At 68.7% G+C, this 24219-nt stretch carries 17 protein-coding genes and 6 pseudogenes; 10 read left to right on the top strand and 13 right to left on the bottom strand.

Translation table 11 applies throughout. From position 1 onward, the window contains the following. Positions 1–75 precede the first annotated feature (75 nt). From QQK48_RS07835 to QQK48_RS19565, 4 genes and pseudogenes are all read left to right on the top strand, one after another. Positions 76–950, top strand: a pseudogene (locus QQK48_RS07835) (carbohydrate ABC transporter permease); the annotation flags it as partial. Next, positions 943–1870: pseudogene (locus QQK48_RS07830) on the top strand (carbohydrate ABC transporter permease). The pseudogenes QQK48_RS07835 and QQK48_RS07830, both read left to right, overlap by 8 nt. A 70-nt stretch (positions 1871–1940) precedes the next feature. Further along, positions 1941–2366: pseudogene (locus tag QQK48_RS19570) on the top strand (ABC transporter substrate-binding protein); the annotation flags it as partial. A 115-nt stretch (positions 2367–2481) separates the two neighbouring features. Continuing rightward, on the top strand, positions 2482–3372 hold the full coding sequence (locus QQK48_RS19565) for an ABC transporter substrate-binding protein (protein ID WP_348523774.1): 891 nt from the start codon (positions 2482–2484) through the stop codon (positions 3370–3372). Positions 3373–3435: 63 nt separating this feature from the next. Here QQK48_RS19565 and QQK48_RS07820 read toward each other — a convergent pair whose 3' ends face one another. The 7 genes and pseudogenes from QQK48_RS07820 to QQK48_RS07800 all read right to left on the bottom strand — a co-directional run bounded on the left by QQK48_RS07820 (position 3436) and on the right by QQK48_RS07800 (position 7248). Continuing rightward, a complete protein-coding gene (locus tag QQK48_RS07820; protein WP_284328069.1) occupies positions 3436–3672 on the bottom strand; it encodes a hypothetical protein in 237 nt (78 codons plus the stop codon). Positions 3673–3699: 27 nt separating this feature from the next. Next, positions 3700–4995, bottom strand: a complete 1296-nt coding sequence (locus QQK48_RS07815; RefSeq protein ID WP_284328068.1) for an inorganic phosphate transporter — start codon at positions 4993–4995, stop codon at positions 3700–3702. 108 nt (positions 4996–5103) lie between these two features. After that, a complete protein-coding gene (locus tag QQK48_RS07810; RefSeq protein WP_284328067.1) occupies positions 5104–5481 on the bottom strand; it encodes a YchJ family protein in 378 nt (125 codons plus the stop codon). Continuing rightward, positions 5481–5744 (bottom strand): hypothetical protein, encoded by a 264-nt coding sequence (locus QQK48_RS19560; RefSeq protein WP_348523526.1) that lies wholly within the window; start codon positions 5742–5744, stop codon positions 5481–5483. The genes QQK48_RS07810 and QQK48_RS19560 overlap by 1 nt, the downstream gene beginning before the upstream one ends. Positions 5745–5803: 59 nt before the next feature. Further along, on the bottom strand, positions 5804–6064 hold the full coding sequence (locus QQK48_RS19555) for a beta-eliminating lyase-related protein (protein ID WP_348523525.1): 261 nt from the start codon (positions 6062–6064) through the stop codon (positions 5804–5806). A gap of 70 nt (positions 6065–6134) precedes the next feature. Continuing rightward, positions 6135–6497 (bottom strand): annotated as a pseudogene (locus tag QQK48_RS21500) (beta-eliminating lyase-related protein); the annotation flags it as partial. Between the two features lie 109 nt (positions 6498–6606). Beyond that, on the bottom strand, positions 6607–7248 hold the full coding sequence (locus tag QQK48_RS07800) for a hypothetical protein (RefSeq protein WP_284328066.1): 642 nt from the start codon (positions 7246–7248) through the stop codon (positions 6607–6609). A gap of 38 nt (positions 7249–7286) precedes the next feature. On the opposite strand from QQK48_RS07800, the gene QQK48_RS07795 reads away from it, so the two are divergent. Next, positions 7287–7658: an RNA-binding S4 domain-containing protein gene (locus tag QQK48_RS07795; RefSeq protein ID WP_284328065.1), complete on the top strand. Its 372-nt coding sequence runs from the start codon at positions 7287–7289 to the stop codon at positions 7656–7658. 121 nt (positions 7659–7779) lie between these two features. Here QQK48_RS07795 and QQK48_RS07790 read toward each other — a convergent pair whose 3' ends face one another. From QQK48_RS07790 to QQK48_RS07775, 4 genes and pseudogenes are all read right to left on the bottom strand, one after another. Continuing rightward, positions 7780–8199 (bottom strand): DJ-1/PfpI family protein, encoded by a 420-nt coding sequence (locus QQK48_RS07790; protein WP_348523773.1) that lies wholly within the window; start codon positions 8197–8199, stop codon positions 7780–7782. A gap of 693 nt (positions 8200–8892) precedes the next feature. Then, positions 8893–11355 (bottom strand): annotated as a pseudogene (locus tag QQK48_RS07785) (glycogen/starch/alpha-glucan phosphorylase). A gap of 93 nt (positions 11356–11448) precedes the next feature. Next, entirely contained in the window at positions 11449–12423 is a 975-nt protein-coding gene (locus tag QQK48_RS07780; RefSeq protein WP_284328064.1) for a glycosyltransferase family 2 protein, read from the bottom strand. A gap of 36 nt (positions 12424–12459) precedes the next feature. Then, the gene (locus tag QQK48_RS07775) at positions 12460–12732 is read right to left on the bottom strand and encodes a hypothetical protein (RefSeq protein ID WP_284328063.1); all 273 of its coding nucleotides are present in this window, start codon (positions 12730–12732) and stop codon (positions 12460–12462) included. A gap of 89 nt (positions 12733–12821) precedes the next feature. On the opposite strand from QQK48_RS07775, the pseudogene gcvP reads away from it, so the two are divergent. Beyond that, positions 12822–15682 (top strand): annotated as a pseudogene (gene gcvP / locus QQK48_RS07770) (aminomethyl-transferring glycine dehydrogenase). 63 nt (positions 15683–15745) lie between these two features. Here the strand turns inward: gcvP and QQK48_RS07765 are convergent. After that, entirely contained in the window at positions 15746–16270 is a 525-nt protein-coding gene (locus QQK48_RS07765; protein ID WP_284328062.1) for a hypothetical protein, read from the bottom strand. A 656-nt stretch (positions 16271–16926) separates the two neighbouring features. On the opposite strand from QQK48_RS07765, the gene QQK48_RS07760 reads away from it, so the two are divergent. Beyond that, complete coding sequence (locus QQK48_RS07760) at positions 16927–17430, top strand: endonuclease domain-containing protein (RefSeq protein WP_284328061.1); 504 nt, start codon at positions 16927–16929, stop codon at positions 17428–17430. A gap of 28 nt (positions 17431–17458) precedes the next feature. Here the strand turns inward: QQK48_RS07760 and QQK48_RS21495 are convergent, their stop codons facing one another. Further along, the gene (locus QQK48_RS21495; protein ID WP_431308309.1) at positions 17459–18559 is read right to left on the bottom strand and encodes a CorA family divalent cation transporter; all 1101 of its coding nucleotides are present in this window, start codon (positions 18557–18559) and stop codon (positions 17459–17461) included. Between the two features lie 267 nt (positions 18560–18826). Here QQK48_RS21495 and QQK48_RS07745 point away from each other — a divergent pair, with 267 nt between their 5' ends. Genes QQK48_RS07745 through QQK48_RS07735 form a run of 3 tightly spaced genes read left to right on the top strand, consistent with a single transcriptional unit; the run spans position 18827 to position 23374 of the window. Beyond that, positions 18827–19909 (top strand): serine/threonine-protein kinase, encoded by a 1083-nt coding sequence (locus QQK48_RS07745; protein WP_284328060.1) that lies wholly within the window; start codon positions 18827–18829, stop codon positions 19907–19909. Positions 19910–19926: 17 nt separating this feature from the next. Next, a complete protein-coding gene (locus QQK48_RS07740; protein ID WP_284328059.1) occupies positions 19927–20661 on the top strand; it encodes a hypothetical protein in 735 nt (244 codons plus the stop codon). Then, on the top strand, positions 20618–23374 hold the full coding sequence (locus QQK48_RS07735; protein WP_284328058.1) for an Ig-like domain-containing protein: 2757 nt from the start codon (positions 20618–20620) through the stop codon (positions 23372–23374). Before QQK48_RS07740 ends, QQK48_RS07735 begins: the two co-directional genes overlap by 44 nt. Positions 23375–24219 lie beyond the last annotated feature (845 nt).

Raw genomic sequence — 24219 nt, 5'->3', positions numbered from 1 at the left:
CGTGTCCGTCGTCTCCGAGCCTAAGCGCCGTCCGCAAGGGCCGCAAGGGAGCCTAAGCGCAAGCCGTCCGCCCTCCACAAGGGTGACGGCAAGGCCGCCATCTTCTTCCTCGGCCCCTGGTTCATCGGCCTCGTGCTCATCACGGCCGGCCCCATGGCGGCATCGGCCTACCTGTCCTTCACGGACTACAGCCTGCTGCAGGCGCCCAACTGGATTGGCCTCGACAACTACACCCGCATGTTCGAGGACCCGCGCCTCATCAACGCGCTCAAGGTCACCTTCACCTACGTGCTCATCTCCGTGCCGCTGCAGGCTCGCCGCCGCGCTCGCGCTCGCGCTGGTGCTCGACAGGGGGCTCAGGGGCCTCGCGATCTACCGCTCCGTCTACTACCTGCCCTCGCTCCTGGGCGGCTCGGTCGCCATCGCGCTGCTGTGGCGCCAGGTGTTCGGCGCCGATGGCCTGGTCAACGCCGTCCTCGGATGGTTCGGCGTCGAAGGTCAGGGCTGGGTCTCCCACCCCGACTACGCGCTCGGCACCCTGATGATCCTCAACATCTGGACGTTCGGCGCGCCCATGATCATCTTCCTCGCCGGGCTTCGCCAGATCCCCCAGATGTACTACGAGGCCGCCTCCATCGACGGGGCGAGCAAGTGGCGCCAGTTCCGCTCGGTGACCATCCCGCTGCTGACGCCCATCATCTTCTTCAACCTGGTGCTGCAGGCTCATCAACGCGTTCCAGACCTTCACGCAGGCCTACGTCGTCAGCGGCGGTACCGGCGGCCCGGCGGACTCGACCATGTTCTACACGCTGTACCTCTATCAAAAGGGCTTCGCGTCGCTCGACATGGGATACGCCTCGGCGATGGCGTGGCTCCTGCTCGCGATCGTGGCGGGCATGACGGCCGTCAACTTCCTCGTCTCGAAGTATTGGGTTTTCTACAATGACTGACACCGTGCGCGCCCACGCGCCCTCCCCCGCCCCCACCGTGGTGGAACTCTCGGAGCAGTACCCCGAACCCGAGGCCAAGCCCTCGTACTGGCGCTCGCGGACGCGCTCCGTGGCCAAGCACGTGGCACTGATCGCGTTCGGCCTGGTCATGCTCTACCCGCTGCTGTGGATGGTGGCGAGCTCGTTCAAGCCGGACGCGTTGATCTTCCGCGACACCGGCCTCATCCCCACCGAGTTCACGTGGTCCAACTACTCGGACGGCTGGAACGCTCTGCTCCACCCGTTCAGCCACTACTTGATCAACTCGTCGATCATCGTGCTGGGCTCACTCGTGGGAAACCTCGTGTCCTGCTCGATGGCGGCCTACGCCTTCGCGCGCCTCGAGTTCAGGGGCCGCAACTTGTGGTTCGCCATCATGTTGATGTCGATCATGCTGCCCATCCACGTGATCATCGTGCCGCAGTACATCCTGTTCTCCGGCTCGCCTGGATCAACACGTTCCTGCCGCTCATCGTCCCCAAACTGCTGGCCACGGACGCCTTCTTCATCTTCCTGATGGTGCAGTTCTTCCGCGGCATCCCGCGAGAGCTCGACGAGGCGGCCCGGCTGGACGGCTGCGGGCACTTCCGCATCTACTTCCGCATCATGCTGCCGCTGTCGCTTCCCGCCCTCGCCACCACGGCGATCTTCACGTTCATCTGGACGTGGAACGACTTCTTCAGCCAGGCTCATCTTCCTCACCAGGCCGGACATGTACACCGTGCCTGTCGCCCTGCGCACGTTCATCGACGCGACCTCCGAGAGCCTCCTGGGGCTCGCTGTTCGCGATGTCGATCGTGTCGCTCGTCCCCATCTTCCTGGTCTTCCTGTTCGGCCAGAAGTACCTCGTCAAGGGCATTGCCACGACGGGAATCAAGTAGCGCAGGACCTCCACTGGCCGGGGCTCCCCGACCGCAGAACAACGACGTTCGAAGCGAAGGAGAAAGAACGATGACCAGTTCCACCACGTGGGCGAGCCGCACCGGGCTCGCATGGCGCACGAGCGCCGTCCTGGGGGCGGGCGTGCTTGCGCTGGCCGCCTGCAACGGCGACAGCGGCGCCGCCCCTGCCGATGACGAACCCACCGCTGACGGCACCTCGTCGGCCGCCGCCGACGGTGGCGACGGCAACGTCGAGATCCGCTTCTCGTGGTGGGGTTCCGACGACCGCCACACCCTCACCCAGGAGGTCATCGACCTCTTCGAGGAGAAGAACCCCGGCATCACGGTTGTCCCCGACTACACCGACTGGGGCGGCTACTGGGACAAGCTCGCGACCACCGTCGCCGGCGGCGACACCCCCGACGTCATGACCCAGGAGGAGCGCTACCTCACCGACTACGCGAACCGTGGCGTGGTGGCGGACATGTCGGCACTCGACATCGACACGTCGAAGATCGACGAGACCGTGCTGGCCGGCGGCACCATCGACGGCAAGCCTGGCGGGCATCGCCACCGGCATCAACGCCTACACGATCGTGGCCGACCCCCAGATGTTCGAGGACGCCGGGGTCGAGATGCCCGACGACGAGACCTGGACCTGGGAGGACTTCAAGTCCATCAGCAAGGAGATCTCCGACGCTCTTGGCGACGGCATGTACGGCGTCCAGGACTACGGCGGCAACGAGGCAGGCTTCAACATCTACGCCCGCCAGCACGGTGAGTCCCTGTACGCCGAGGACGGCACGCTGGGCTACAGCGACGCCACCCTCGAGGCGTGGTGGCAGGACCTCATCGACCTGCGCGAGTCGGGCGCCATGCCCGATGGCTCGCGTTCCGTCGAGATCGCGGAGGGTGGCCCCGAGCAGTCGCTGCTGGGCACCAACTCCGGCGCCATGGGCTTCTGGTGGACCAACCAGCCAAGCGCCATCTCCTCGGCCGCGGGCCGTGACCTGGTGCTGCTGCGTCCTCCGGGTGAGAGCGAGTTCGACCGCACTGGCCTGTACTTCAAGCCGGCCATGTTCTACTCGGTGTCCGAGACCACCGAGCACCCCGAGGAGGCCGCCAAGGCTCGTGGACTTCCTCCTCAACGACCCCGAGGCCGGCGCGCTCATGCTCTCCGACCGCGGCCTCGCCGCCAACACCGATGTACGCGAGGCCGTCGCCGCGGAACTCGACCCGCTGGACCAGCAGGCCGCCGAGTTCCTCGCGGACATCGAGGACGAGATCGTGGACGGTCCTCCCGCCCCGCCCAACGGCGCCGCCGACGTTCCCGAGATCACCGGGCGCATCAACGAGCAGGTGCTGTTCGACACCCTGGGTGCGGCCGATGCCGCGGCCCAGTTCACGTCCGAGGCCAACGCGGCCATCGGTCAGTAAATGTGAGGCGCCGTCCCCGGGTCTTGTGGATTCCCCCGGGGCCGGCGCCCACGCCTCCTCCCTGAGATACAGAGCGACCCCGCAGCCCGATGGTGGCTGCGGGGTCGCTCTGTGTCAGGCGTGAAGGCTTAGTGGCCGCCTGCCGCGATGTAGGCGACGGCGCCAAGGATGGCGAGCACCACGAGGCCGAAGCACACGTAGGCACCCACCAGGCGGGGACGCGAGACGTGACCCTCGGCATCGGCCGCACCATGACCCGCCAGCAGACGGACGCCCACCGCGAACAGGGTGGGAAGGCCGGCACCCACCAGGATGCCGAAGACGAGGATGTTAGCGAGGGCGTCCCACTCGACGAATTGAGTCATGACTGCTCCTTCTGGCCGGCGCTGATGTCACGAATAGTCACCTGTGCGGGGTCCTCCGCCGCGAGAGCCTCGCTCGCGATCCGGTCCTCCTCCGCCCGCTGCTGGAGGCGGAGGCGCTTCTGCGCCTTTTTCAGGCGCTTGCGCTTGACCTTCATCACCTCGGGACGGTGCACGGAGACGGACTCGGCGATGTACGCCTCGGAGTCCTGTGCGGGGTCCCAGGTTGTCGTTGACGTTCTTGGAGTTGATGGGCTTGCGACGCGACCACAGGTAGATGAGGAACGCGATCACGATCAGCAGGCCGAACACCGTGTACGAGCCGGCGACGCCGCCGATGACGGTGTCGATCCAGTAGAAGACTGCTCCCACGATGGCCGCCGACGGCACCGTGATGAGCCACGCGGCGAACATGCGGCCCGCCACGGACCAGCGCACCGAGGCGCCCTTCATGCCCACGCCCGAACCAAGGATCGAGCCGGTGGCCACGTGCGTGGTCGAGAGCGAGTAGCCGAAGTGGCTCGACAGAAGAATGACGGCGGCGGACGAGGTTTCGGCGGCCATGCCCTGACGCGACTCGAGCTCCACCAGGCCCTTGCCCAGCGTGCGAATCACGCGCCAGCCGCCCATGTACGTTCCCAGCGCCATCGCCAGCGCACAGGACACGATGACCCAGAACGGGACACCCGAATCGGCGGGCACCGCACCGCCAGCGATCAGCGCGAGCAGGATGATGCCCATCGACTTCTGGGCGTCGTTGGTGCCGTGGGCGAGGGAGACGAGCGAGGCGGAGCCGATCTGGCCCCAGCGGAACGCCTTGTCGTTGGTGTCCTGCGGCACGTCACGCGTGATGCGGGCCACGAGCCACGTGGCGATGGTGCCCACCAGGATGGCGACCACGGGGGCCACGAGCGCGGGGATCAGCACCTTCGAGGTGAGGCCGGACCAGAGGACACCCTCGGTGCCAGCGGCCGCGAGCACCGCACCCACCACACCGCCGATGAGGGCGTGGGAGGACGAGGATGGCAGGCCGAACAGCCAGGTGATCAGGTTCCACACGATGCCGCCCGCGAGGCCAGCGAGCACCACGGCGAGCGTGACGACGCCCGAGTCCACGATGCCCGTGGCGATCGTGGCGGCTACGGTCAGAGACAGGAACGCGCCAGCCATGTTCAGGGAGGCGGAAAGGATCACCGCCGCCTTGGGCTTCAGGGCGCGGGTGGCGATCGATGTCGCCATCGCGTTACCGGTGTCGTGGAATCCATTAGTGAAGTCGAAGGCCAGAGCGGTCGCGACGACGACGGCCAGGAGAAGCGGCTCAGTCACGCCCACTATTGTGACGGATCGGTGAACGGAAAGTGAACCGCGGAGGGTCCATCCGGGCAGGAATCTGTGCGGACTTTGCGCAATCGCCCCGCCTGAGGGTCCAACGACCTACTGATGGTCCCCGTCGACGTACACCCAGCGGCCCTCTTCTCGCGCGAAACGGCTGTGCTCGCGCAGCGCCTGGATACCCGCACCGTCCGAAAAGTGCGCCACAAACGTGACGGTGCCTGAGGCATCGGCCGGTTGTCCGTCGGTGGACCCGACGATCTCCAGCCCGTGCCAGGTGACGCCGTCGGTCTCCACGCCGGCCGGCCGCGTCTGCGCGGCCCACGTCCGCAGCAGGTACGCCTCGTCCCGGCGCACAAAGGCCGTGTACCGCGAGCGCATCAGAGCCTCGGCGGTCGCCGCCTCGCGTTCGCCCCGCAGCACGGGACGGCAGCATTCAGCGAAGCCGATGCCCGAGCCGCACGGGCACAGCGCGGCCATCAGGCGCTCGCGGCCTCGTCGACGAGCGCCACGAGCCCATCCACGGCCTCGACGGGTGTGTCCCACGAGCACATGAGGCGCACCTCGGTGGCCTCGGGCGTCGAGCCGGGCTTCCAGTCGTAGAAGCGGTAGGTCTCGCGCAGGCGAGCGGCCAGCGTGCGCGGCATCTCGACGAACACCGCGTTGGCCTCGGTGGCCTGCGTGAACGTGAGGCCCGCGCCCGCGGCCAGCGGCTCCAATTCCTCGCGCAGGTAGGTGGCCATGGCGTTCGCGTGCGCGGCGTTGCGCTGCCACAGCGGCGTGCCGTGAGCATCGGTCGCGGTCAGGAGCGCGTGAAGCCTGAGCGGACACGTAACGCATCTTGGAGCCGAGCCTGCATGGTCTGCTTGCGCAGGTAGGGCAGGTCATGGCCGAGGGAATCGCGCAGGTCGTCGGCGAGGATGACGACCGCCTCGCCCAGCATGGCGCCGTTCTTGGTGCCGCCGAAGGACAGCACGTCCGCGCCGCCCGCCGCCTCCTTCAGGCCCACGCCGAGCGCCGCCGCGGCGTTGGCGAGGCGCGCACCGTCCACGTGCACTCGCATCCCGAGCCTGGTGCGCGCGCTCCACCGCCACGCGCAGGTCCTCGGGGCTATAGACCGTTCCCACCTCGGTGGCTTGCGTCAGCGACAGCACCAGAGGCTGCGCCCGGTGCTCGTCGCCCAGGTCACCCGCGTAGCGGTCGAGGCTCGCGACGTCGATGCGGCCGTCGGGGGCAGGAAGTTCCAGGATCTTGAGCCCGCCCACGCGCTCCGGGGCGCCGTTCTCGTCGTTGTGAATGTGCGCGTGCTCCGAGGCGACCACGCCGCCCCAGCGCGGGCTGAGCGCCATCAGCGAGACCACGTTCGCCCCCGTGCCGTTGAACACGGGGAAGCCCACCGCGCCGTCGCCGAAGGTCGCGGCGATGGCCTCATCGAAGGCTGCCGTGGTGGCGTCGGCCCCATAGGCGACGTCGTGCCCGCCGTCTGCCGCATGCATGGCGGCGAAGACCTCGGGATGGACGGACGCGTAGTTGTCGGAGGCGAAGTGGAAGGACTCGGTCACGCGTCCAGTCTCGCACCGCGAGACGGCCGCGCAGGACGGGCGGCTACGCGTTGACGGGGCGTACCCAGCGGTCGGCCGCCATCGTGAAGCCGACGCGCCGCAGGTAGCCCTCGTCCTCACCCTCGCGCGGCACCACCTCAAGGGCGCTGAAGCCGGCATCGGCCAAGGCGCCCGACTCGCGGTACACGAACTCGCCGGGCGTGAAATCGCGGAAGCGTTCCTTCACCCAGTCGAGGTCCACGCGCCCCAGGCCGTCGCCCTCATCGGTGACGGCGACCACGCCCACCGCCTCGTCGCCGCGCACCACCAGGAACGTGTGGCGCGTGCCGCCGGCGGCCGTGCCGGCATCGGCGTCAACATCGAACGTCGGGGCGTGGGTGGCGATGTCAGTGGCGTGGACCGCCAGAAGATGACGGAGGAAGGCGTTGTCGGCGTCGACGGCGAGGACGCGATACACCGCCGAGTCGTGGCGCTCCCGCGTGAGCCGCACCAGCCAATAAATATTGATGACCACGATGGCCGCGTTCATAAAGACGAACGGCCACGCCCCGATCAAGGTGTTGTAGCCCGTGGCGATGACCGAACCGATGAGGTTCATCCAGCGAAAACGCCACACGCGAGCCTGCGTGAGAGACAGCACGATGAGGATCGAACCGATCCAGCCGACGATCTCAAGGGCGACCATGGGACCCAGCCTAGGCCGCTCGGCCCTAGCCTGGTGGCGTGGAACGGGACACTGCGAGGGTAGATGCCTGGGTGTGGGCCGTGCGGCTGACCAAGACGCGGTCGCAGGCCACCGCGGCGTGTAAGGCAGGCCATGTGCGCGTCAACGGTGAGCGCGCCAAGCCCGCGACCACGGTGCGCGTGGGGGACCGCGTGGTCGTCAAGGGCGGCGATCGCGAGCGAATCGCGGTCGTGCGCACGCTTCTCGTGAAGCGCGTGGGCGCGGCGGTCGCGGCCGAGGCCTTCGAGGATCAGAGCCCGCCGCCTCTGCCGCGCGCCGAGCAGCCCGCCGCGATCGGTGTGCGTGATCGCGGTGCGGGCCGCCCGACCAAGAAGGACAGGCGTCAGATCGAACGCCTCCGCGGCTACTAACCGTCACATGGATCCATGTGGCTCGGCCCAGCGCTAAGGTGAACCATCACCCACCGCGGTAGGCTGGGCTGAGGTCAGCGAGCCTGCCTCGACGACGGCGGTCGAGAAGGCGTCGAGGTCGTCAGGCGTGCGCGACGTCAGCAGCGTCCACCCGTTGGCCTCGCACGTCTTGAGGCTCCTCGTCGACCCAGGTCGCTCCCGCGTTGCGTAGGTCGGTCGAGAGGGAGGGGTAGGACGTAGCGGTCTTGCCGCGCGCCACATCGGCCTCCGCGAGGAGCCACGGGCCGTGACAGATCGCGGCGACCGTCTTCCCCGCGCTCGCGAAGACCGAAACTAGTGAGACGGCTGACTTGTCGAGTCGGAGCGCGTCAGCATTGATGGTCCCACCAGGGATGACCAGGACGTCGTAGCCCTCGGGGTCCACCTCGTCGAGGGTGAGATTCGGCTCGAGCGTCTCGCCCGGGTCCTTGTCGCCCACCAGCGTCTGGATGGGCTCAGCCTTGCTTGCCGCGACGGTGACGGGGACTCCCGCCGCCTTCAGCGCGGCGAGCGGCTGCAGCAGGCTCGTCCTGTTCGACTCCGTAGTTCGTCGTAATAACCAGTGCGGTCATGGCGATCTCCTTCCGTCGGGTGTCTCGAGCGACGGCGGGGCCGTCACAGGTCCACGTCAACGCCCGGCGACGGCCGATGCATTCCTTGCCACGACATCGGCGTTGTCAAAGAGGCGGTGCGCCAATGGTTCACGGCCGTGCGTCCTGGCGACAGGGCGCGAAGGGGCTCAGCCCCTGGCGTGGGGATCCGATCACGGATAGATCTGGACAACCACGTAGAGATCCTCCTCGTCGCTGGCGTGACCTACACGCTGGCAACACTGGGATGGCGGCCGATCCGGCTGTCGTCGTTGCGCAGGTCGTCGGCTTGGGCGACCAGCGTTCCCTCGGGTGGTGCGGATTGCACGATGTCGAGTGAGCCGAGCCGCGCGACCGCGGTCTTCGCACCCGGCGCGGGTCCCGAGCAGCCGGCGATTGCCCATGCGGCGACGATGACCGCGAGGCTTATCCGCCACCACCTGGCTCCAGCGCTAGTCCGCCTCCCCGCATCACGGTGCCACCATGGCACGAGCACTGATGGCGGCGTCGGCCATCCCACATGTGGGACGGCCGACGTGGTGGATTTCCCCTCTGTTAGCGCCTGAAGCGAACCACATGGATCCATTTGACGGAAAGCGGAGGGGCTACGCGCCCCAGATGCGGGCCAGGTAGTCCCGCATCGAGCGGTCCGAGCCTGAAGAAGCCGGTGCGTGCCACGTTGAGGATCGCGGAACGCGTCCACGCGTCCTCGTCGCGGTAGGCGGCCTCGACCCGGTCCTGCGCGTCCACGTAGGACCGGAAGTCCGCCAGCGCCATGAAGCGGTCACGCTCGATGAGCGACGCGCACACGGACGCCACGAAGGACCCGCGCTCGCCGCCGGTGAGCCTTGCCGGACATCAGCAGGTTGAGGGCGCGGTGCAGGTCCTCGTCCTCCTCGTAGTACTTCTCCGGCGAGTATCCGGCGGTCGCGAGCGCGGCAACCTCGGGCTCGGCCATGCCGAACAGGAAGAAGTTGTCGTCGCCCACGAGCTCGCGGATCTCGACGTTAGCGCCGTCGTCCGTGCCGATGGTGAGGGCACCGTTGAGCGCGAACTTCATGTTGCCGGTTCCGGACGCCTCCTTGCCCGCCAGCGAGATCTGCTCGGACAGGTCCGATGCCGGGATGAGCCTTCTCGGCGAGCGTCACGTTGTAGTTGGCGGGGAAGGCGACCTTGAGGCGGCCCTCGAGGGACGCATCGGCGTTGATGGTGGCGCCCACGTGGTTGATGAGCGCGATGGTCTCCTTGGCGCGCACGTAGCCGGGCGCGGCCTTGGCGCCGAACACGAAGGTGCGCGGCGTGACATCGGCCAACGCGAGGCGACCCGTGGTGATCCGCTCGTACAGCGACACGATGTGCAGCAGGCGAGCGACTGGCGTTTGTACTCGTGAAGGCGCTTGACCATCGCATCGACCATCGCGTCGGGCGAGATCTCGATGCCGTCGCGAGCGGCGAGCACGTCGGCAAACCGAGCACGGTTGCTGCGCTTGATCTCGCGGAAGCGCTCGCGGAAAGCGGGGTCGTTCGCGAGCGGCTCAAGGCCGCGCAGACGGTCGAGGTCCGCGACCCAACCTTCGCCGATAGCCTCGGTGATGAGTGCCGACAGTGACGGGTTCGCGAGCCTCACAAAGCGGCGCGGCGTGACGCCGTTGGTGACGTTCGTGAACTTCTCGGGCCACATGTCGGCGAAGTCGGTGAGGACCTTGTCCGCGAGCAGGCTCGGAGTGCAGGGCGGCCACGCCGTTGACCTTGAAGCCCGCGACGGTCGCGAGGAACGCCATGCGGACGGCGCGCACGGGCTCCTCCGCGATGATCGACATGTGGCGCTCGCGCAGCGGCTCGTGGGGGAAGGTCTCCCGCACCTGCGCGAGGAACTCCTCGTTGATTCGGTAGATGATCTCGAGGTGACGCGGCAGGAGACGGCCCAGGAGCTCCACCGGCCACACCTCGAGCGCCTCGGGCAGCAGCGTGTGACACGTGTAGGCGAACACCTTCTGGGTGATGGCCCAGGCATCGGCCCAGTCGAAGCCCCGCTCGTCGACGAGGATGCGCAGGAGCTCGGGCACCGCGATGACGGGGTGGGTGTCGTTGAGCCTGGAAGGTGATGCGATCCGGCAGCGTCGCCAGGTCCGCGCCATCGGCCAGCACGCGGTCCAGGTAGTCGCGCAGCGAGCACGCCACAAAGAAGTACTGCTGCTGAAGGCGCAGTTCCTTGCCCTGGGGGTCGAGTCCTCGGGGTACAGCACCTGCGAGATGGTTTCGGCGCGCGTCTGGGCGCGCACCGCGTCCTCGAAGTCGCCGGAGTTGAAGATCTTCAGGTCGAAGGCCTGCGTCGCCTTGGCGCTCCACAGGCGGAGCGTGTTGACGCGGCCGTTGCGGTAGCCGGGAACCATGTACGTGTAGGGCACGCCCACCACGTTCCACTCGGGCTCCCAGCGGCGGTGCTCGCGGCCTGCGTCATCGGTCCACGTGGCGACGTGGCCGCCGAAGCCCACCTCGACGGCGTTCTCGGGGTGCGGCATCTCCCAGGGAGAGCCCAGGTGCAGCCAGTTGTCCGCCTCCTCGACCTGGTGGCCGTCGACGAAGGTCTGCTTGAAGATGCCGTAGTCGTAGCGGATGCCGTAGCCGATGGACGGGATGTCCTCGGTGGCCATCGAGTCAATGAAGCAGGCGGCGAGGCGGCCAAGACCGCCGTTGCCGAGGCCGGGTTCGACCTCCATCTCGCGCAGGCTCGTCGATGCTGAGGCCTAGCGTTTCCATCGCCTCGCGGGCGATGCCGCCGAGGTCCGCCGCGAGCAGGTTGTTGTCGAGCCTGGCGGCCCAGGAGGAACTCCGCGGAGAGGTACGCGACGTGCTTGGTGCCTTCCGCACGCTGCGACTCGATGGTCGACAGCCAGTCCGTGGTCAGGTACGCACGGACGGTGCGGGCGAGCGCCTGGTACTTGTCGTTGAGTGACGCGCCTTCGAGGGACACGCCCTGCGTGAAGGTGAGCCTGCTGCATGAACTCACGCGCGAAGGCGGCGGCGTCACGGTCGCGGACGGCGATGGTGGGGGTGGTGTCGGTCACGGCTTCAACCTACGGCTCGGGGGACTCGGGTGGGGTCCGTTCCTCCCAAAATTAACGCCGCTGACACATCGCGCGTGGGGACGCAGGTCCTGTTCAGGCGGCCGATGCCGCACGGTCGGCCGCCGATGGCGCGGGGCCGTGCTGCTGTTCCTTGACGCGTTCGAGCGCCTGCTCGCTGAGGATGCGGTTCGACTTCAGGAGGTCGGAGATGACCCCGAGCGCGACCGACAGGGCGGCGGCGACCAGCAGCGTGGTGCCCAGGATGAGCGACTGCAGGTGGTTGCCCTGGTTGCCGAGCGCGACCAGGATCGCGTACCGCACGAACGGGATGAGGCCCACGATGCCGAGGACGCCTGCAAGCGAGGCGAACAGCGGCCACGGGCGATACATGACGGACGAGCGCAGAATCGCCTGAGCAGAGCGCCACATGTGTTCGCCCATGTTGGCGAACAGGCGGGACTCCCGCGTCTTGGGGTTGGTGTCGATGGGCACCGACGTGATGGCGAGGCGCTTCTCGCCCGCCTGGATGATGGTCTCCATCGTGTACCGAAGCGTGTGAGGACGTTCAGCCTTGTACAGGGCGTACCGCGAGTAGGCGCGGAACCCGGAGGCGGCATCGGGCAACTGGGTGCCTGCCGCCTTGTTGACCACCCATGAGCCAAAGCGTTGCATGCGCTTCTTGAACGGCGAGAAGTGGGCGATCTGGTGGGTCTGGCGGTCGCCGATGACGATCTCGGCCCGGCCCGCCAAGATGGGGGCGACCAGGTCGCCGATGCGCTCCTGGGGGTACTGGTTGTCGCCATCGGTGTTCACCACGATGTCCGCACCGCGGCTGAGCGCCGCCTCGACGCCGTCGCGGAACGACTGGGCCAGGCCCATGGTGCGGGTATGGCGGATCACGTGGGCACCGTTCTCGGCGGCGATGCGTGCGGTGGCATCCGTCGAGCCGTCGTCGATCACGATGACCTCGATCTCGTCGATGCCGTCGATGCGCGACGGGATCGATCCGAGGACGGTGGCGAGCGAGCCCTCCTCATTGAGGCAGGGCACCTGGACGACGAGCTTCACGCGCCACAGCCTAGTGAGCGAGCCACGCCGCGGCCGTCAGTCGCGCTGGCTGTGGCGCCAGAGCGCGAGGGCGATGCCGCCCACGAGGGCGAGCGCCGCACCACCGATGGCGCCGCCCACGGCGGCACCGGCGAAGGAGTGGTCGGCGAGGTGGCGCGCGAGCATCGGCCCCCACCACACGGCGCCGAGCCAGCCGCCCACGGCGCCCACCACGGCGGCGAGGAGACGGCCGGGATCAATGGAGGGGTGCATGCTCGCCACGCCGATGCCCGTCATGACGCCGAGCACGGCCCCGAGCAGCGTCTCCATCGTGCGCCTCCCACCTGGTGTGGACCTCATCCTGGCATACGGGCCGGTGGTTGCCCACGCCGCGTGGACTTCTGTCCTCAGCAGGCCCGATGGGCCACAATGGCCCCGTGACCACCTTCGCTGACCGCCACATCGGACCTCAGGACGACGCCGTCGACACGATGCTGCGGGCGGTGGGGCTGAACACCCTTGAGGACCTCGTGGAGGCCGCGGTGCCTGCCTCGATCCGTCAGGACGACGTGCTGGTCCTGCCCGACCCGCTCAGCGAGAACGACACCCTCAACGCGCTTCAGGCCTTCGCGCAGCGCAACCAGGTGCACATTCAGATGATCGGCCAGGGCTACTTCGACACCATCACGCCCGCGGTGATCCGCCGCAATGTGCTGGAGAATCCTGCCTGGTATACCGCTTACACGCCGTACCAGGCGGAGATCTCGCAGGGCCGTCTCGAGGCGATGCTGAACTTCCAGACCATGGTCTCGGACCTCACGGCGCTGCCCGTCGCGGGTGCGTCGCTGCTGGACGAGGCGACCGCGGTGGCCGAGGCCGTGCTGCTCATGCGCCGCGCCGTGAAGGGGCGCGACGAGGGCGTCATCGTTCTCGATGCGGAATGCCTGCCCCAGACGCTCGCGGTGGTCGAGGCGCACGCCGAGGCCATCGGCCTGCGCGTCGAGGTGCAGGAGATCGCCTCGGACTGGTCTGCGCCCGATGACCTGGTGGGCCTGGTGCTGCAGCAGCCCGGTGTCACCGGCGTGCTCCGTGAGGTGCAGGACGTCATCGCGGCCGCGCACGCCGCCGGCGGCCTCGTGACCGTCGCCGCGGACCTGCTGAGCCTGACCATGATCACGCCCCCGGCGAGATGGGGGCAGACATCGCGGTGGGTTCCGCGCAGCGCTTCGGTGTCCCCTTGTTCTTTGGCGGCCCGCACGCCGCGTTCATCTCCGTGCGCGACGGCCTCGAGCGTCGGCTCCCCGGCCGCCTCGTGGGGGTCAGCGTCGACGCCGAGGGCCGCACCGCCTACCGCCTCGCCCTGCAGACCCGCGAGCAGCACATCCGCCGCGACAAGGCCACCTCCAACATCTGCACCGCGCAGGCGTTGCTCGCCGTGATCGCGAGCCTTCTACGCGATCCACCACGGCCCCGACGGGCTGCGTGCCATCGCCCAGCAGGTGCACGCCACGGCCGTGACGTTGGCCGATGCGCTGAGCGCGGCAGGCGTAGAGATCCTTCACGAGCACTTCTTCGACACCGTGGTGGCGAAGGTGCCCGGCGGTGCCGACTCGGTCATCGCCCGCGCCGCCGCGAAGGGCATCAACCTGCGTCGCGTCGACGGCGATCACGTGGCCATGGCGTGTGACGAGGTGACGAGCCTCGACATCATCGACTCGCTCGTGGAGGCCGTCACCGCGGTCAAACGCCACGCGGTGTACACGGCGCCGCGCGTCGCGATCCCCCGCTCGCTGCGCCGCACCAGCGAGTACCTCGAGCACCGCATCTTCCACGAGTACCGCTCCGAGACGTCGCTGATGAGGTACATGCGTCGCCTCGCGGATCGCGACCTCGCGCTCGATCGCACCATGATCCCGCTCGGCTCGTGCACCATGAAGGCTCAACGCCGCCGTCGAGATGGCGCCCATCTCCTGGCCCGGCTTCGCGCGCATCCACCCGTTCGCGCCGTCCGACCAGACCGAGGGCTACCGCGACATGATCGCCCAGGCTCGAGGGTTGGCTCGCGGACATCACCGGCTACGCCGCCGTCTCGGTCCAGCCCAACTCGGGTGCGCAGGGCGAGTACGCGGGACTGCTCGCCATCCGCTCCTTCCACGTCGCCAACGGCGATGCCGAGCGGGATATCTGCCTCATCCCGGCATCGGCCCACGGCACCAACGCCGCCTCCGCGGTCCTCGCAGGACTCAAGGTCGTGGTGGTCGCCACGGCCGAGAACGGCGAGATCTCCCTCGACGATCTGCACGCCAAGATCGCGGCCCACGAGGGTCGCATCGCCGCGATGATGATCACCTACCCGTCCACGCACGGCGTGTATGAGGAGCACGTGGGTGAGGTCTGCGGTGCGGTGCACGATGCCGGCGGCCAGGTCTACATCGACGGCGCCAACCTCAATGCTCTGGTGGGGCTCGCCAAGCCCGGCCACTTCGGCGGCGACGTGTCGCACCTCAACCTGCACAAGACGTTCTGTATCCCGCACGGCGGCGGCGGGCCCGGTGTGGGTCCCGTCGCGGTCGCCGAGCACCTGGTGCCGTTCCTGCCGGCGCTGCGTCAGACGATTCAGCGTCCCGCCGAGTTGCGCCGCCAGGGCGCGCCCGTGTCCGCTGCGCCGTTTGGATCGGCCGGAATCCTGCCGATTACCTGGGCCTACATCGCGCTGATGGGGCACGAGGGGCTTGGCCGTGCGACCCGCGTCGCGGTGCTGTCCGCCAACTACATCGCCGCCCGGCTGCAGGATGCCTTCCCAGTCCTGTACCGGGGTCCCGGCGGGCTGGTGGCGCACGAGTGCATCCTCGACATTCGCCCGCTGACCAAGACGAGCGGCATCACGGCCGAGGACATCGCCAAGCGCCTCATCGACTTTGGTTTTCACGCGCCGACCATGTCCTTCCCGGTGGCTGGCACGCTGATGGTGGAGCCCACCGAGTCCGAGGACCTCACGGAGATCGACAGGTTCATCGAGGCGATGCTGGTCATCCGTGAGGAGATCGCCGCCGTGGCGCGCGGCGACATCGCCGCGGAGGACTCGGCGCTGCGTCACGCGCCTCACACGGCCGATGCCGTGGTGTCCGACTCCTGGGACCGCGCCTACACCCGCGAGCAGGCGGCGTTCCCCGTGCCTGGCCTGCGCCGCGACAAGTACTGGGCGCCGGTGGCTCGCATCGACAATGCGCACGGCGACCGCAACCTGGTCTGCTCCTGCCCGCCGCTGGAGGAGTACTAGAACCCTGCGCCCTGCGAGTCGTTGAGTGCTCGCTTTCGCCCGAAACTGCGCACTCAGTGACTACTAGGGCGCGGCGCACCCCGTCTCGGCGCTGATGGTCATCGTCATGCGACTTGTTGCGGTGTAGCCAAGTCCTTCGACATACGACACGCGTGTCTCCTCGACGACGGCATCATCCGTTTCCGACGCGGGGCTGATGGCGATCAGGAGGTCCGCCGTGACCCCTGCCGGAATGACCGCTCCCTCGACCGGGATGGCGCGAGCCAAAACCTCGTCCTCGTGACCCCACGGGTCATCGGTGGGCCACGCCATCGTCCCCACCATCTGGTCGTGCTGCTCGGCCTCGAGGTCCACCAGGAACTCGACGTGCTCGACCATGTCGCCCGACCAGTCCACGCCGGTAAGGGTCACGGGGTCATCGCCTGTGTTGTCGAGCGGCATCCCGATGTACGTGGTGCCTTCGCTGGTGCGGGGAGCGCACAGTGCCACATCGTCGGCCGCCAACTCGAGTGAACCTCCGTTCGCGGAGCATCCGGCAAGGCCGAGGGCAAGTGCCGCGAAGCCGGCCGTGCGAAGAGAAGTGACCATCGGCATCGGAACCCCCAGATGGAGCCGTCCCCCCGACGTCCCCGCGCCCAACCTAGCGCCCTGCGAGTCGTTGAGTGCTCGCTTTCGCCCGAAACCGTGCGCCCAGTGACTCCTAGGGCGCGGCGCGACGGGAGTTCGCTTGGTGCACAGGGCGGCGTGCCGCCCGCGCCGTTCCACAGCGCGGTGGCATGAGCGTGGTCGTGGCGGCAGTTGCGAGTGCACTGGGCCGATGCGCCACCTCACCTCCCTTCCCGTCGCACCCGAGGCGTCACTCGCCTCGGTGCTGAGCCAATCGCCGGAGGCGTTCAGTCGCCCGGAGATTCTGACCCGCTGGTCACGGCGTCACCTTGACCGCGCGGTGGCGCGCGAGGAGGTGACGCGACTTCTTCCAGGTGTCTACGTGGGGCGCGCGCACGTCGGTGCTCCCCTCGCCACCGCGCGAGCGATCGCACTCTGGGCGCCACGCGCGGTCCTCACCGGAGCGGCTGCCTTGCACCTCCACACCCCTACGCTTCCGTGTCCCGCAACCTTCGAGCCTGCTCTCGGCCCCTGGAGACACGCTGCATCCGCCCATGTGGATCACGGTGCGGCAGAGTGGGGTCCCTGCCGTTCGTGCCTTTGCACAGGGTGTTGGCACGGTGACGCCGGGTCGGGCCGTGGTCGATGCATGGAGGTCTACACCCGCGCACGCGAGGCGCGACATGCTGTGGGAGGCGTTGTGGGCCCGCGTGTGTACCTGGCGTGACGTCGCTCGGGAGCTCGAGGTCGCGCCGCGGGTGGCGGGGCGACGGGATCTTGAGCGCGTACTCGGCTGGTTCGCGACCGGCGCGACTTCGCCACTGGAGGTGCGGGCCAAGCATGAGACGTTTCGGGGCCCGGCGTTTCGGGACATGGAGTGGCAGGTGGCGCTCGACCTGTCCGGGCGACGCGTGGTGGTCGACATGGTGCATCGGGCAGCGATGGTGGCCGTCGAACTCGACGGCGACCGCTACCACTCGACTCGTGGCGCACGCGAGACGGACCGCGCTCGTCAGAACGCGCTGGTCGCCGCCGGCTTCACGGTGTTGCGGTTCGGATGGAGGGACATCGTCGAACGCGGACCCGAGTGTCGCGATCTTCTCGCCGCGACGCTACGCCGCCTGCGCCCTGCGAGTCGTTGAGTGCTCGCTTTCGCCCGAAACTGCGCACTCAGTGACTACTAGGGCGCACAGCACGGACCGCTACATCCACTTGTGCTTCTTGAACACCGCGTAGAGCGTCGCGGACAGTCCCACCATGAGGCATAGCGCGAGCGGATAGCCGAAGGCCCAGTGCAGTTCCGGCATGGAGTCGAAGTTCATCCCGTAGATGCCGGCCACCAGGGTGGGTGCCAGTCCGATGGCGGCCCAGCCGGAGATCTTCTGCATCGCGGAGTTCTGTCGCTGCCCCACGAGCGTGGCGTTCACGGACAGGATCTGTGCGAGCGCGTCGCGCAGTGCGGTGACGCGGGACTCGGCCCGGGTGAGGTGGTCGGAGACGTCCTGGAGGTAGGCCTGCAGGCTCCTCGTTCACCGCGTGGCGCTCGAACCCGCCTCGGAGTGACTCCAGGACCTCCACCAGCGAGGAAACCGCCTGCTGGACGTCGATGACCTCCCGGCTGAGTCGGTAGATGCGTTCCGCGACACTCGGGTCACCGGTAAAGACCTGCCGCTCGATCTCTTCGCGGTCCGTGGTCAGTCCCTCGAGCACGGGTCGGAAGCCGTCCACGATGGCGTCGAGCAGTCGGTAGACCACGGCCTCCGCGCCCCAGCGCAACAAGGAGGCGTCGTCGAGGATCTCGAGCCGCTCGGGCTCGCGCTCCACCAGCGCCTCGGTGAACGCCACCGCTGGCCTGCCGTCGATCCATCGGCCGTCCTGGCACAGCAGCACCACCTCACCTGGCCGCGCCAGCACATGGAACTCGGCGAGTTCCACCTCCTCGCGATCGTCGACATAGAGAGCCGAGCGCGCAACCACGAACAGGACGTCCCCGTAGCGCTCGAGCTTGGGCCGCTGGTGAGCCTTCACCAGGTCCTCTTCGAGCAGCGGGTGGAGGCTCCAGGATTCGGCCAGTGCTTGGATCTGCTCGCGTGACGGCGCTGCGAGGAGATGCAGGAGTAGGCCGTGGCGCGCGGCCTCCTCGGCGATGGACGGCAGGGCGCCTTCGCGCCGGACGATGCGCCCGTCCTCGATCTCCCAGGTGACGATGGGTGCCTCCGGGGCGGAGGTCGGGTCAGAGGCGCCCGAGGGGCGGCGGTGGAGCGAGGGCATGGTGGCCTCCCTGTCGACGGCGATCAACGGCACTGTACGTGAGTCGGCTCACGGGCCACGGACATGCCCGATGCCAGGGCCGCGAGTACTTTGCGCGTCCGATGTGTCCGGCATGTGTAGGTCGTCACACACCAGGGGCGGAGGGTGGCGGCTCGTCTCGATTCGGTTAGAGTTGCCCCGTTCCCGCGGCCTCCCGGCCGCGTCTCGATGGCACGAGTACGAGCGGGGAGGGGAGTCGTGGCCCGTCGTCAGACACTCCAGCCCCCTGTGCTGCCCGGATACACCTACGTGCGTCCCCTGGGTTCGGGCGGCTTCGCCGACGTCTTTCTCTTCCAGCAGGATATGCCTCGCCGTCACGTCGCGGTCAAGGTGCTGCTCAGCCGCATCGAGGACGCGCAGGCCGCGCGGGCGCTCGCGTCCGAGGCCGATGTCATGGCCCGTCTCGGCTCGCACCCCAGCATCCTGACGGTCTACCACGCAGGCGTGGCGCCGGACGGTCGCCCCTACCTGGTCTCCGAGTACTGCCCCGCTTCGCTGACCAACCGGTACCGCCACGAGCGGATGCCGGTGGAGGAGGTGCTCACCATCGGCGTGCGCATCGCCTGCGCCATCGAGACGTCGCACCGTGCGGGACTGCTGCACCGTGACATCAAGCCCTCCAACATCCTCGTCACCTCGTTCGGTCACCCCGTGCTGTCCGACTTTGGTGTCGCCTCCGCGCTCGACAAGGGCGAGGAGGACGTGATCGCGATGTCCCCGCCGTGGTCCGCCCCCGAGGTGATCGACCGGCGTACCTCGGGCACCGTGGCGACCGAGGTGTGGGCGCTCGCGGCCACCGTGTACACGCTGCTCGCTCAGCACAGCCCGTTCGACGTCCCTGGTACCCGCCGTGATGACGCCGAACTCGCGAAGCGCATCATGAGGGCTAAGTACACGCGCATCGACCGCGCGGACATCCCCGACTCGCTGCAGCGAGTGCTGGAGGGCGGCATGCGTCGCCTGCCCGGCGACCGTTACCCCAGCGCGCTGGCTTTCGCGCAGGCGCTCCAGCAGGTGCAGGCCGAGTGGGGGATGGCTCCGACGCCGCTTGACGTGCCATCGGATGAGTGGCGCGATGCGAGCCCTGAGCCCGCGGGTGAGGAGCCGCGCCACCTGGTGCGTTCTACGGTCCCCGTGCAGTCGCAGCGGTTGCGCCGGGACGGTGACTCGCATTCACGCATCGGCACCAGCACCAGGCACGAGCGTCAGGCGGGTCGCCTTGGCCGCAGGATCGCGGTGGGTGCGCTCATCGGCGGCGCCGCGGTGATCGCGGCGGCGGCCACGGCGTTCTTCCTGCTCGGGGGCGTCTAGCGTGCCGTGGGGGAAGCGTGAACGGCGCGCGTCAGGGTGCGCCCGCGGGGTCGGTCGAGGCCGGCCTTGGCCGGGCGACGGCGGCGCGGTGGCGGCGAGTGCGGCGCATCGGCTTGGGCGGCCTGATCCTGCTTGTCGGAGGCGGAGCCTTCCTCGCTCCCGGATTCGATGAGCGTGAGGTCGAGGCCGACAACGCCGCGGTGTGGGCCCTGCAGACGTCCACGGGTCAGCGCTTCGCCCGGATCAACACGGCGGTCGCGGAGGTCGACACCGTCAAGAGCGTGTCGTCACCCACCGATCTGGTGCAGGTCGATTCGACCCTCCTGGTGTACTCCGACAACCTCGGGTCCGTCACGACGCTCGACACGGCGATGCCGCACGACATCGACCCGTCGACTCCCGAGGCGACGCAGTCGACGCCAGTAGGGACCGAGATGCTCGTGAGCGCCGGCGACGTGGTGGGGTATCTCACCGAGGACGGTGCGGTCTACGCGGGTCTGGCATCCGATGGCTCGGCCGTCGATCCCCGCGAACTCGATCCGTTCGCCCAGGCCGAGGTCGCCGAGGGCGAAGAACGTCCTCAGTTCCAGGCCGATGCCCTCGCGGTGGCGGAGGACGGACGGGTGGCCGCGTATTCGGGCGAGCGCCGCTCGGTGATGACGGCCGATGCCGTGACGGGTGAGGTGGTCGCGACCACCTCCCTGCCCGATGGCCCTGCATCGGACGACATGCAGGCTCGCGTGGCTGGGTGACCTGTGGGTGCTGCTCGACGCGGAGACCGGCCGACTGTGGGTCCAGGACCTCGCGGAGCCCGTGGCGACGCCTGCGGTCGAGGGCGCACTGCTTCAGGAGTCGGGGTCGTCGTCGACCGAGGTCGTGATCGCCGATGAGTTTGGAGCGGTGAGCGTGGCCCTGGATGGCTCCGCCGCTACCCGCGTGCAGGGCTCGACGGATGTGTCGCTCGGCGAACCCGCGCGCCCCGTGGAGCAGCCTTCTGGCGCGGGCGTGGTGACCGCGTGGCTGCCCGCAGGAGAAGGCCCGGGCACCATGTGGGTGAGCGGCGCCACCGCCACCACCCTCGACTACGACGGTCTGACACTCGGCGACCGTCGCGCGCCGCAACTGCGGTCCAACGGGTCGCGCATGATCCTCAACGAGGCGCGCTCGGGCTGGGTGTGGAGCGTTCCCTCCGGCGCGCTGGTGTCCTCGTCGCAGGAGTGGGACCCCGACGACGATGTCCAGGCGGCCGATGACGACCGCGAGGTAGCGACCGAGGTCACCGATCCGCGTGCGCCCGTGGCAGAGGACGATGCGCTCGGTGTGCGAGCCGGTCGCAAGGTGGCGCTTCCGGTGCTGCTGAACGACCACGATGCGAATGCCGATGTGCTCACCATCGATCCCGCGTCGCTCGCGGGACTCGACCCGAACTTCGGCACGGTCGCGGTGGCCGACGACGCCCAGGCGCTCGTCATCGACGTTGCCGCCGATGCGACCGGCAGCGCCACGTTTACCTATGCCATCACCGATGGCACCACGGACGACGGCTTAATGTCCGAGCCGGCCACCGTCACGGTGACCGTGAAGGACCCGAGTGAGAACTCTCCTCCCGTGTGGTGTGGCGTCGAGAACTGTCAGGTGGATTGGCCCACGCCTCAGGTGAACCCCGGTGGCACCGTGACCACGGACGTCCTCACGGGCTGGGTGGACCCCGAGGGTGACCCGATCTACCTGGTATCAGGCACCACCGCATCGGACCTGGGAGCCGTCGCGGCCTCTCCAGAGGGCCGCCTGGTCTTCCAGCACACCGATGCCTCGTCCACGGAGACAGGGGCCATCCCGATCAACGTGACGGTCGCCGACGCCCACGGCGAGACCGCCGAGAAGGACCTGTCGATCTCGGTGGTGGGCGACCCCGATCTCACCGTGGGGGACATGGCCGTCACGGTGTCCGCGGGGGTCACCACCACGGTTGAGGTGGACGACCACGTCACGGGCGCGCGCGGACCACTCACGGTGACGGAGGCGTCGCTCGGCCCCGACGACGATGCGGCGATCGAGACCGCGCAGGGCGTGGTGGGCTTTACCTTTGCGGCCAAGGAGCCCGGCGCCTACCTCGTGGACTTCACCGTCTCGGACGGCGTGGCCGATGCCCGCGGCGTGGCACGCATCGACGTCCTCGCCGAGGAGGACGCCACCCTGACCACGACGCCGCTGACGGCGTTTGTGCGTGCCAGCGAAGACGTCACGGTGGACGTGCTCGCGGCCGTGACGAATCCCGCCGGCTCGGTGCTGCTCCTGAGCGACCTCGTGACCACTCCGGCAGACGGCGCGCGCCTCGCGGCCGATGCGGTGGGTCACTCGGCGCTGAGGCTGTCGGGTGACACGGGTGACGGTCAGCCCGGCACCCTCGGCACCGTGGATTACACCGTCTCGGACGGCACCGGACGCCCGGAGGGCACGGTGCAGGGTGAGGTCACGGTCATCTTGCTCGGCACGGACGTGCCCAGTACGCCGCTGGCGGTCGACGACTCCCTGACCGTGCGCGTCGGCACGCAGGCAGACATCCCGGTGCTGGCTAACGACATCGGCCCCGCAGGAAACGTGATCGCGCTGGACCCGGCGTCGGTGTCGCTGTCCGAGGGCGGCGGCCTGGCGTTCCCCGCAGGCAACGTGGTGCGGTACCTCGCGCCCGATGAACCGGGCGAGTACATCATTGAGTACGGCGCGTACATCCTGGGATACCCCACGCAGGCCGACACCGCCCGAGTGGTGGTGACGGTGCTCGACTCGGAGACGAACGCGGCGCCCACTCCGTTGGCGTTGCGCGGGCGCGTGGCGGCGGGCGAGGAGGTCCGCCTGCCGTTTGAGGGCACAGGCATCGACCCCGATGGTGACGCGGTGGCGCTGCGGCGCATCGAGTCCCAGCCCGAGAACGGCGCCGCACGTGTCTCCTCGGACGGGCTGTCGCTGGTGTACACCGCGCCCGCCGGCTACTCCGGGCAGGCATCGTTCACGTACTCGGTCATCGACGCGCGCGGTGCCACGGCCGTCGCCACCGCGAACATCGGCGTCCTGGCTTCCCAGGCTCGACCCGCGCCCCGTGACCTACACCGACTATGTCCAGGCGCAGGTGGGCGAGGACCGGCGCGTCATCATCACGCCCACCGCCAACGACGTGGACCTCGGTGGCGGCAACCTCACGGTGCAGCAGGTGGTGGCCGATGCCGATCCGGACTCGGCGGAGTTTGCGAGCCTGACCGACCACATCATCGACGTCGACGACCAGCGCGTCACGCTCGAGGTGGGCACCGAGCCCGGCACCCTCGCCTACACGTACACGGTGGCGAACGACTCCGGCTCCACGGCCATCGGCCGCATCATCGTGAAGGCCGTGCGCGAGCCCATCGCCACGGTACCGATCGTCGCCGACACGGTGCTGACGTCGGATACCCGCGACACGTTTGAGACGGGCGTCGACGTGCTGACCGACAAGGTCGCCTGGGGTGGTGGCGACGCCGGTGCCCTCACGCTGTCGCTGTGGGGTGAGCCCACGGACCTCACCGTCGACGGGTGGACCATCTCCGGACCGCTTCCCCAGGAGGCGCGGCTGATCCCGTTCCAGGTCACGGGCACCGCCTTCGCTGGCGAGCAGGTCGTCTCCTATGGCTTCCTGCGAGTGCCGGGCGCTGAGGATCTCCGGGTGGCGCTCAAGGAAAACTTCGAGCCGCCGACGGTCAACGAGGGTGAGAGCGTCGACTTCGACCTTGCCCGCCTGATCGCGCTTCCCGCCGGCACCGCCTTCACGATCGACGGCGACGGCGTCACCACGTCGGGCGCGCGCGCCGAGGCCACCTGCACCCTGGTCTCCGGCACCCAGTTGCGGTACACCGCAGGCACCGGCGAGCCGTACTCGGACACCTGCCAGATCCCCGTCACGGTCGAGGGTCAGGACGAGTCGACGCTGCTGCCGGTGCCGATCGTCATCATCCCCGTGGCCCCGCAGCCCATCCTCACCGGCGCCTCGCTCGAGGTGGCGCCGGGCAAGTCCGCCACCTTCGAACTGGCGGGCATGGTGTCGTGGCCCGATGGTGCCGTGGGTCGCGAGGTCGACATCGAGGCGACGTACCAGGGCGAACAGTTCACGGTCGAGCGCTCCGGCACCACCTTGACGGTGGCGGCGCAGGACGCGTCGATTCCTGGCGCTGTCGATACCGTGACGGTGGCCCTCACGTCTGATCCCGATACACCCCCGGTGACGCTCGCGCTTAAGGTGGGTCCGGCACCGTCGCAGTTGCCCAAGGGTGGCAATG

The organism is Demequina litorisediminis (assembly GCF_030161615.1).
GTDB lineage: Bacteria > Actinomycetota > Actinomycetes > Actinomycetales > Demequinaceae > Demequina > Demequina litorisediminis.
The sequence above is the reverse complement of the archived record's forward strand: the minus strand, read 5'-3'. Positions and strand labels throughout refer to the sequence as shown.

Bases quoted from the DNA above. Each gene is read 5' to 3' on its own strand.
- QQK48_RS21495 (WP_431308309.1), bottom strand. From the start codon at position 18,559: ATGCCCTCGCTCCACCGCCGCCCCTCGGGCGCCTCTGACCCGACCTCC.
- QQK48_RS07820 (WP_284328069.1), bottom strand. From the start codon at position 3,672: ATGACTCAATTCGTCGAGTGGGACGCCCTCGCTAACATCCTCGTCTTC.
- QQK48_RS07800 (WP_284328066.1), bottom strand. From the start codon at position 7,248: ATGGTCGCCCTTGAGATCGTCGGCTGGATCGGTTCGATCCTCATCGTG.
- QQK48_RS19560 (WP_348523526.1), bottom strand. From the start codon at position 5,744: ATGGCCACCTACCTGCGCGAGGAATTGGAGCCGCTGGCCGCGGGCGCG.
- QQK48_RS07810 (WP_284328067.1), bottom strand. From the start codon at position 5,481: ATGGCCGCGCTGTGCCCGTGCGGCTCGGGCATCGGCTTCGCTGAATGC.
- QQK48_RS19565 (WP_348523774.1), top strand. From the start codon at position 2,482: ATGTTCGAGGACGCCGGGGTCGAGATGCCCGACGACGAGACCTGGACC.
- QQK48_RS07775 (WP_284328063.1), bottom strand. From the start codon at position 12,732: ATGGAGACGCTGCTCGGGGCCGTGCTCGGCGTCATGACGGGCATCGGC.
- QQK48_RS07765 (WP_284328062.1), bottom strand. From the start codon at position 16,270: ATGGTCACTTCTCTTCGCACGGCCGGCTTCGCGGCACTTGCCCTCGGC.
- QQK48_RS07735 (WP_284328058.1), top strand. From the start codon at position 20,618: ATGGCCCTGCATCGGACGACATGCAGGCTCGCGTGGCTGGGTGACCTG.
- QQK48_RS19555 (WP_348523525.1), bottom strand. From the start codon at position 6,064: ATGCGAGTGCACGTGGACGGTGCGCGCCTCGCCAACGCCGCGGCGGCG.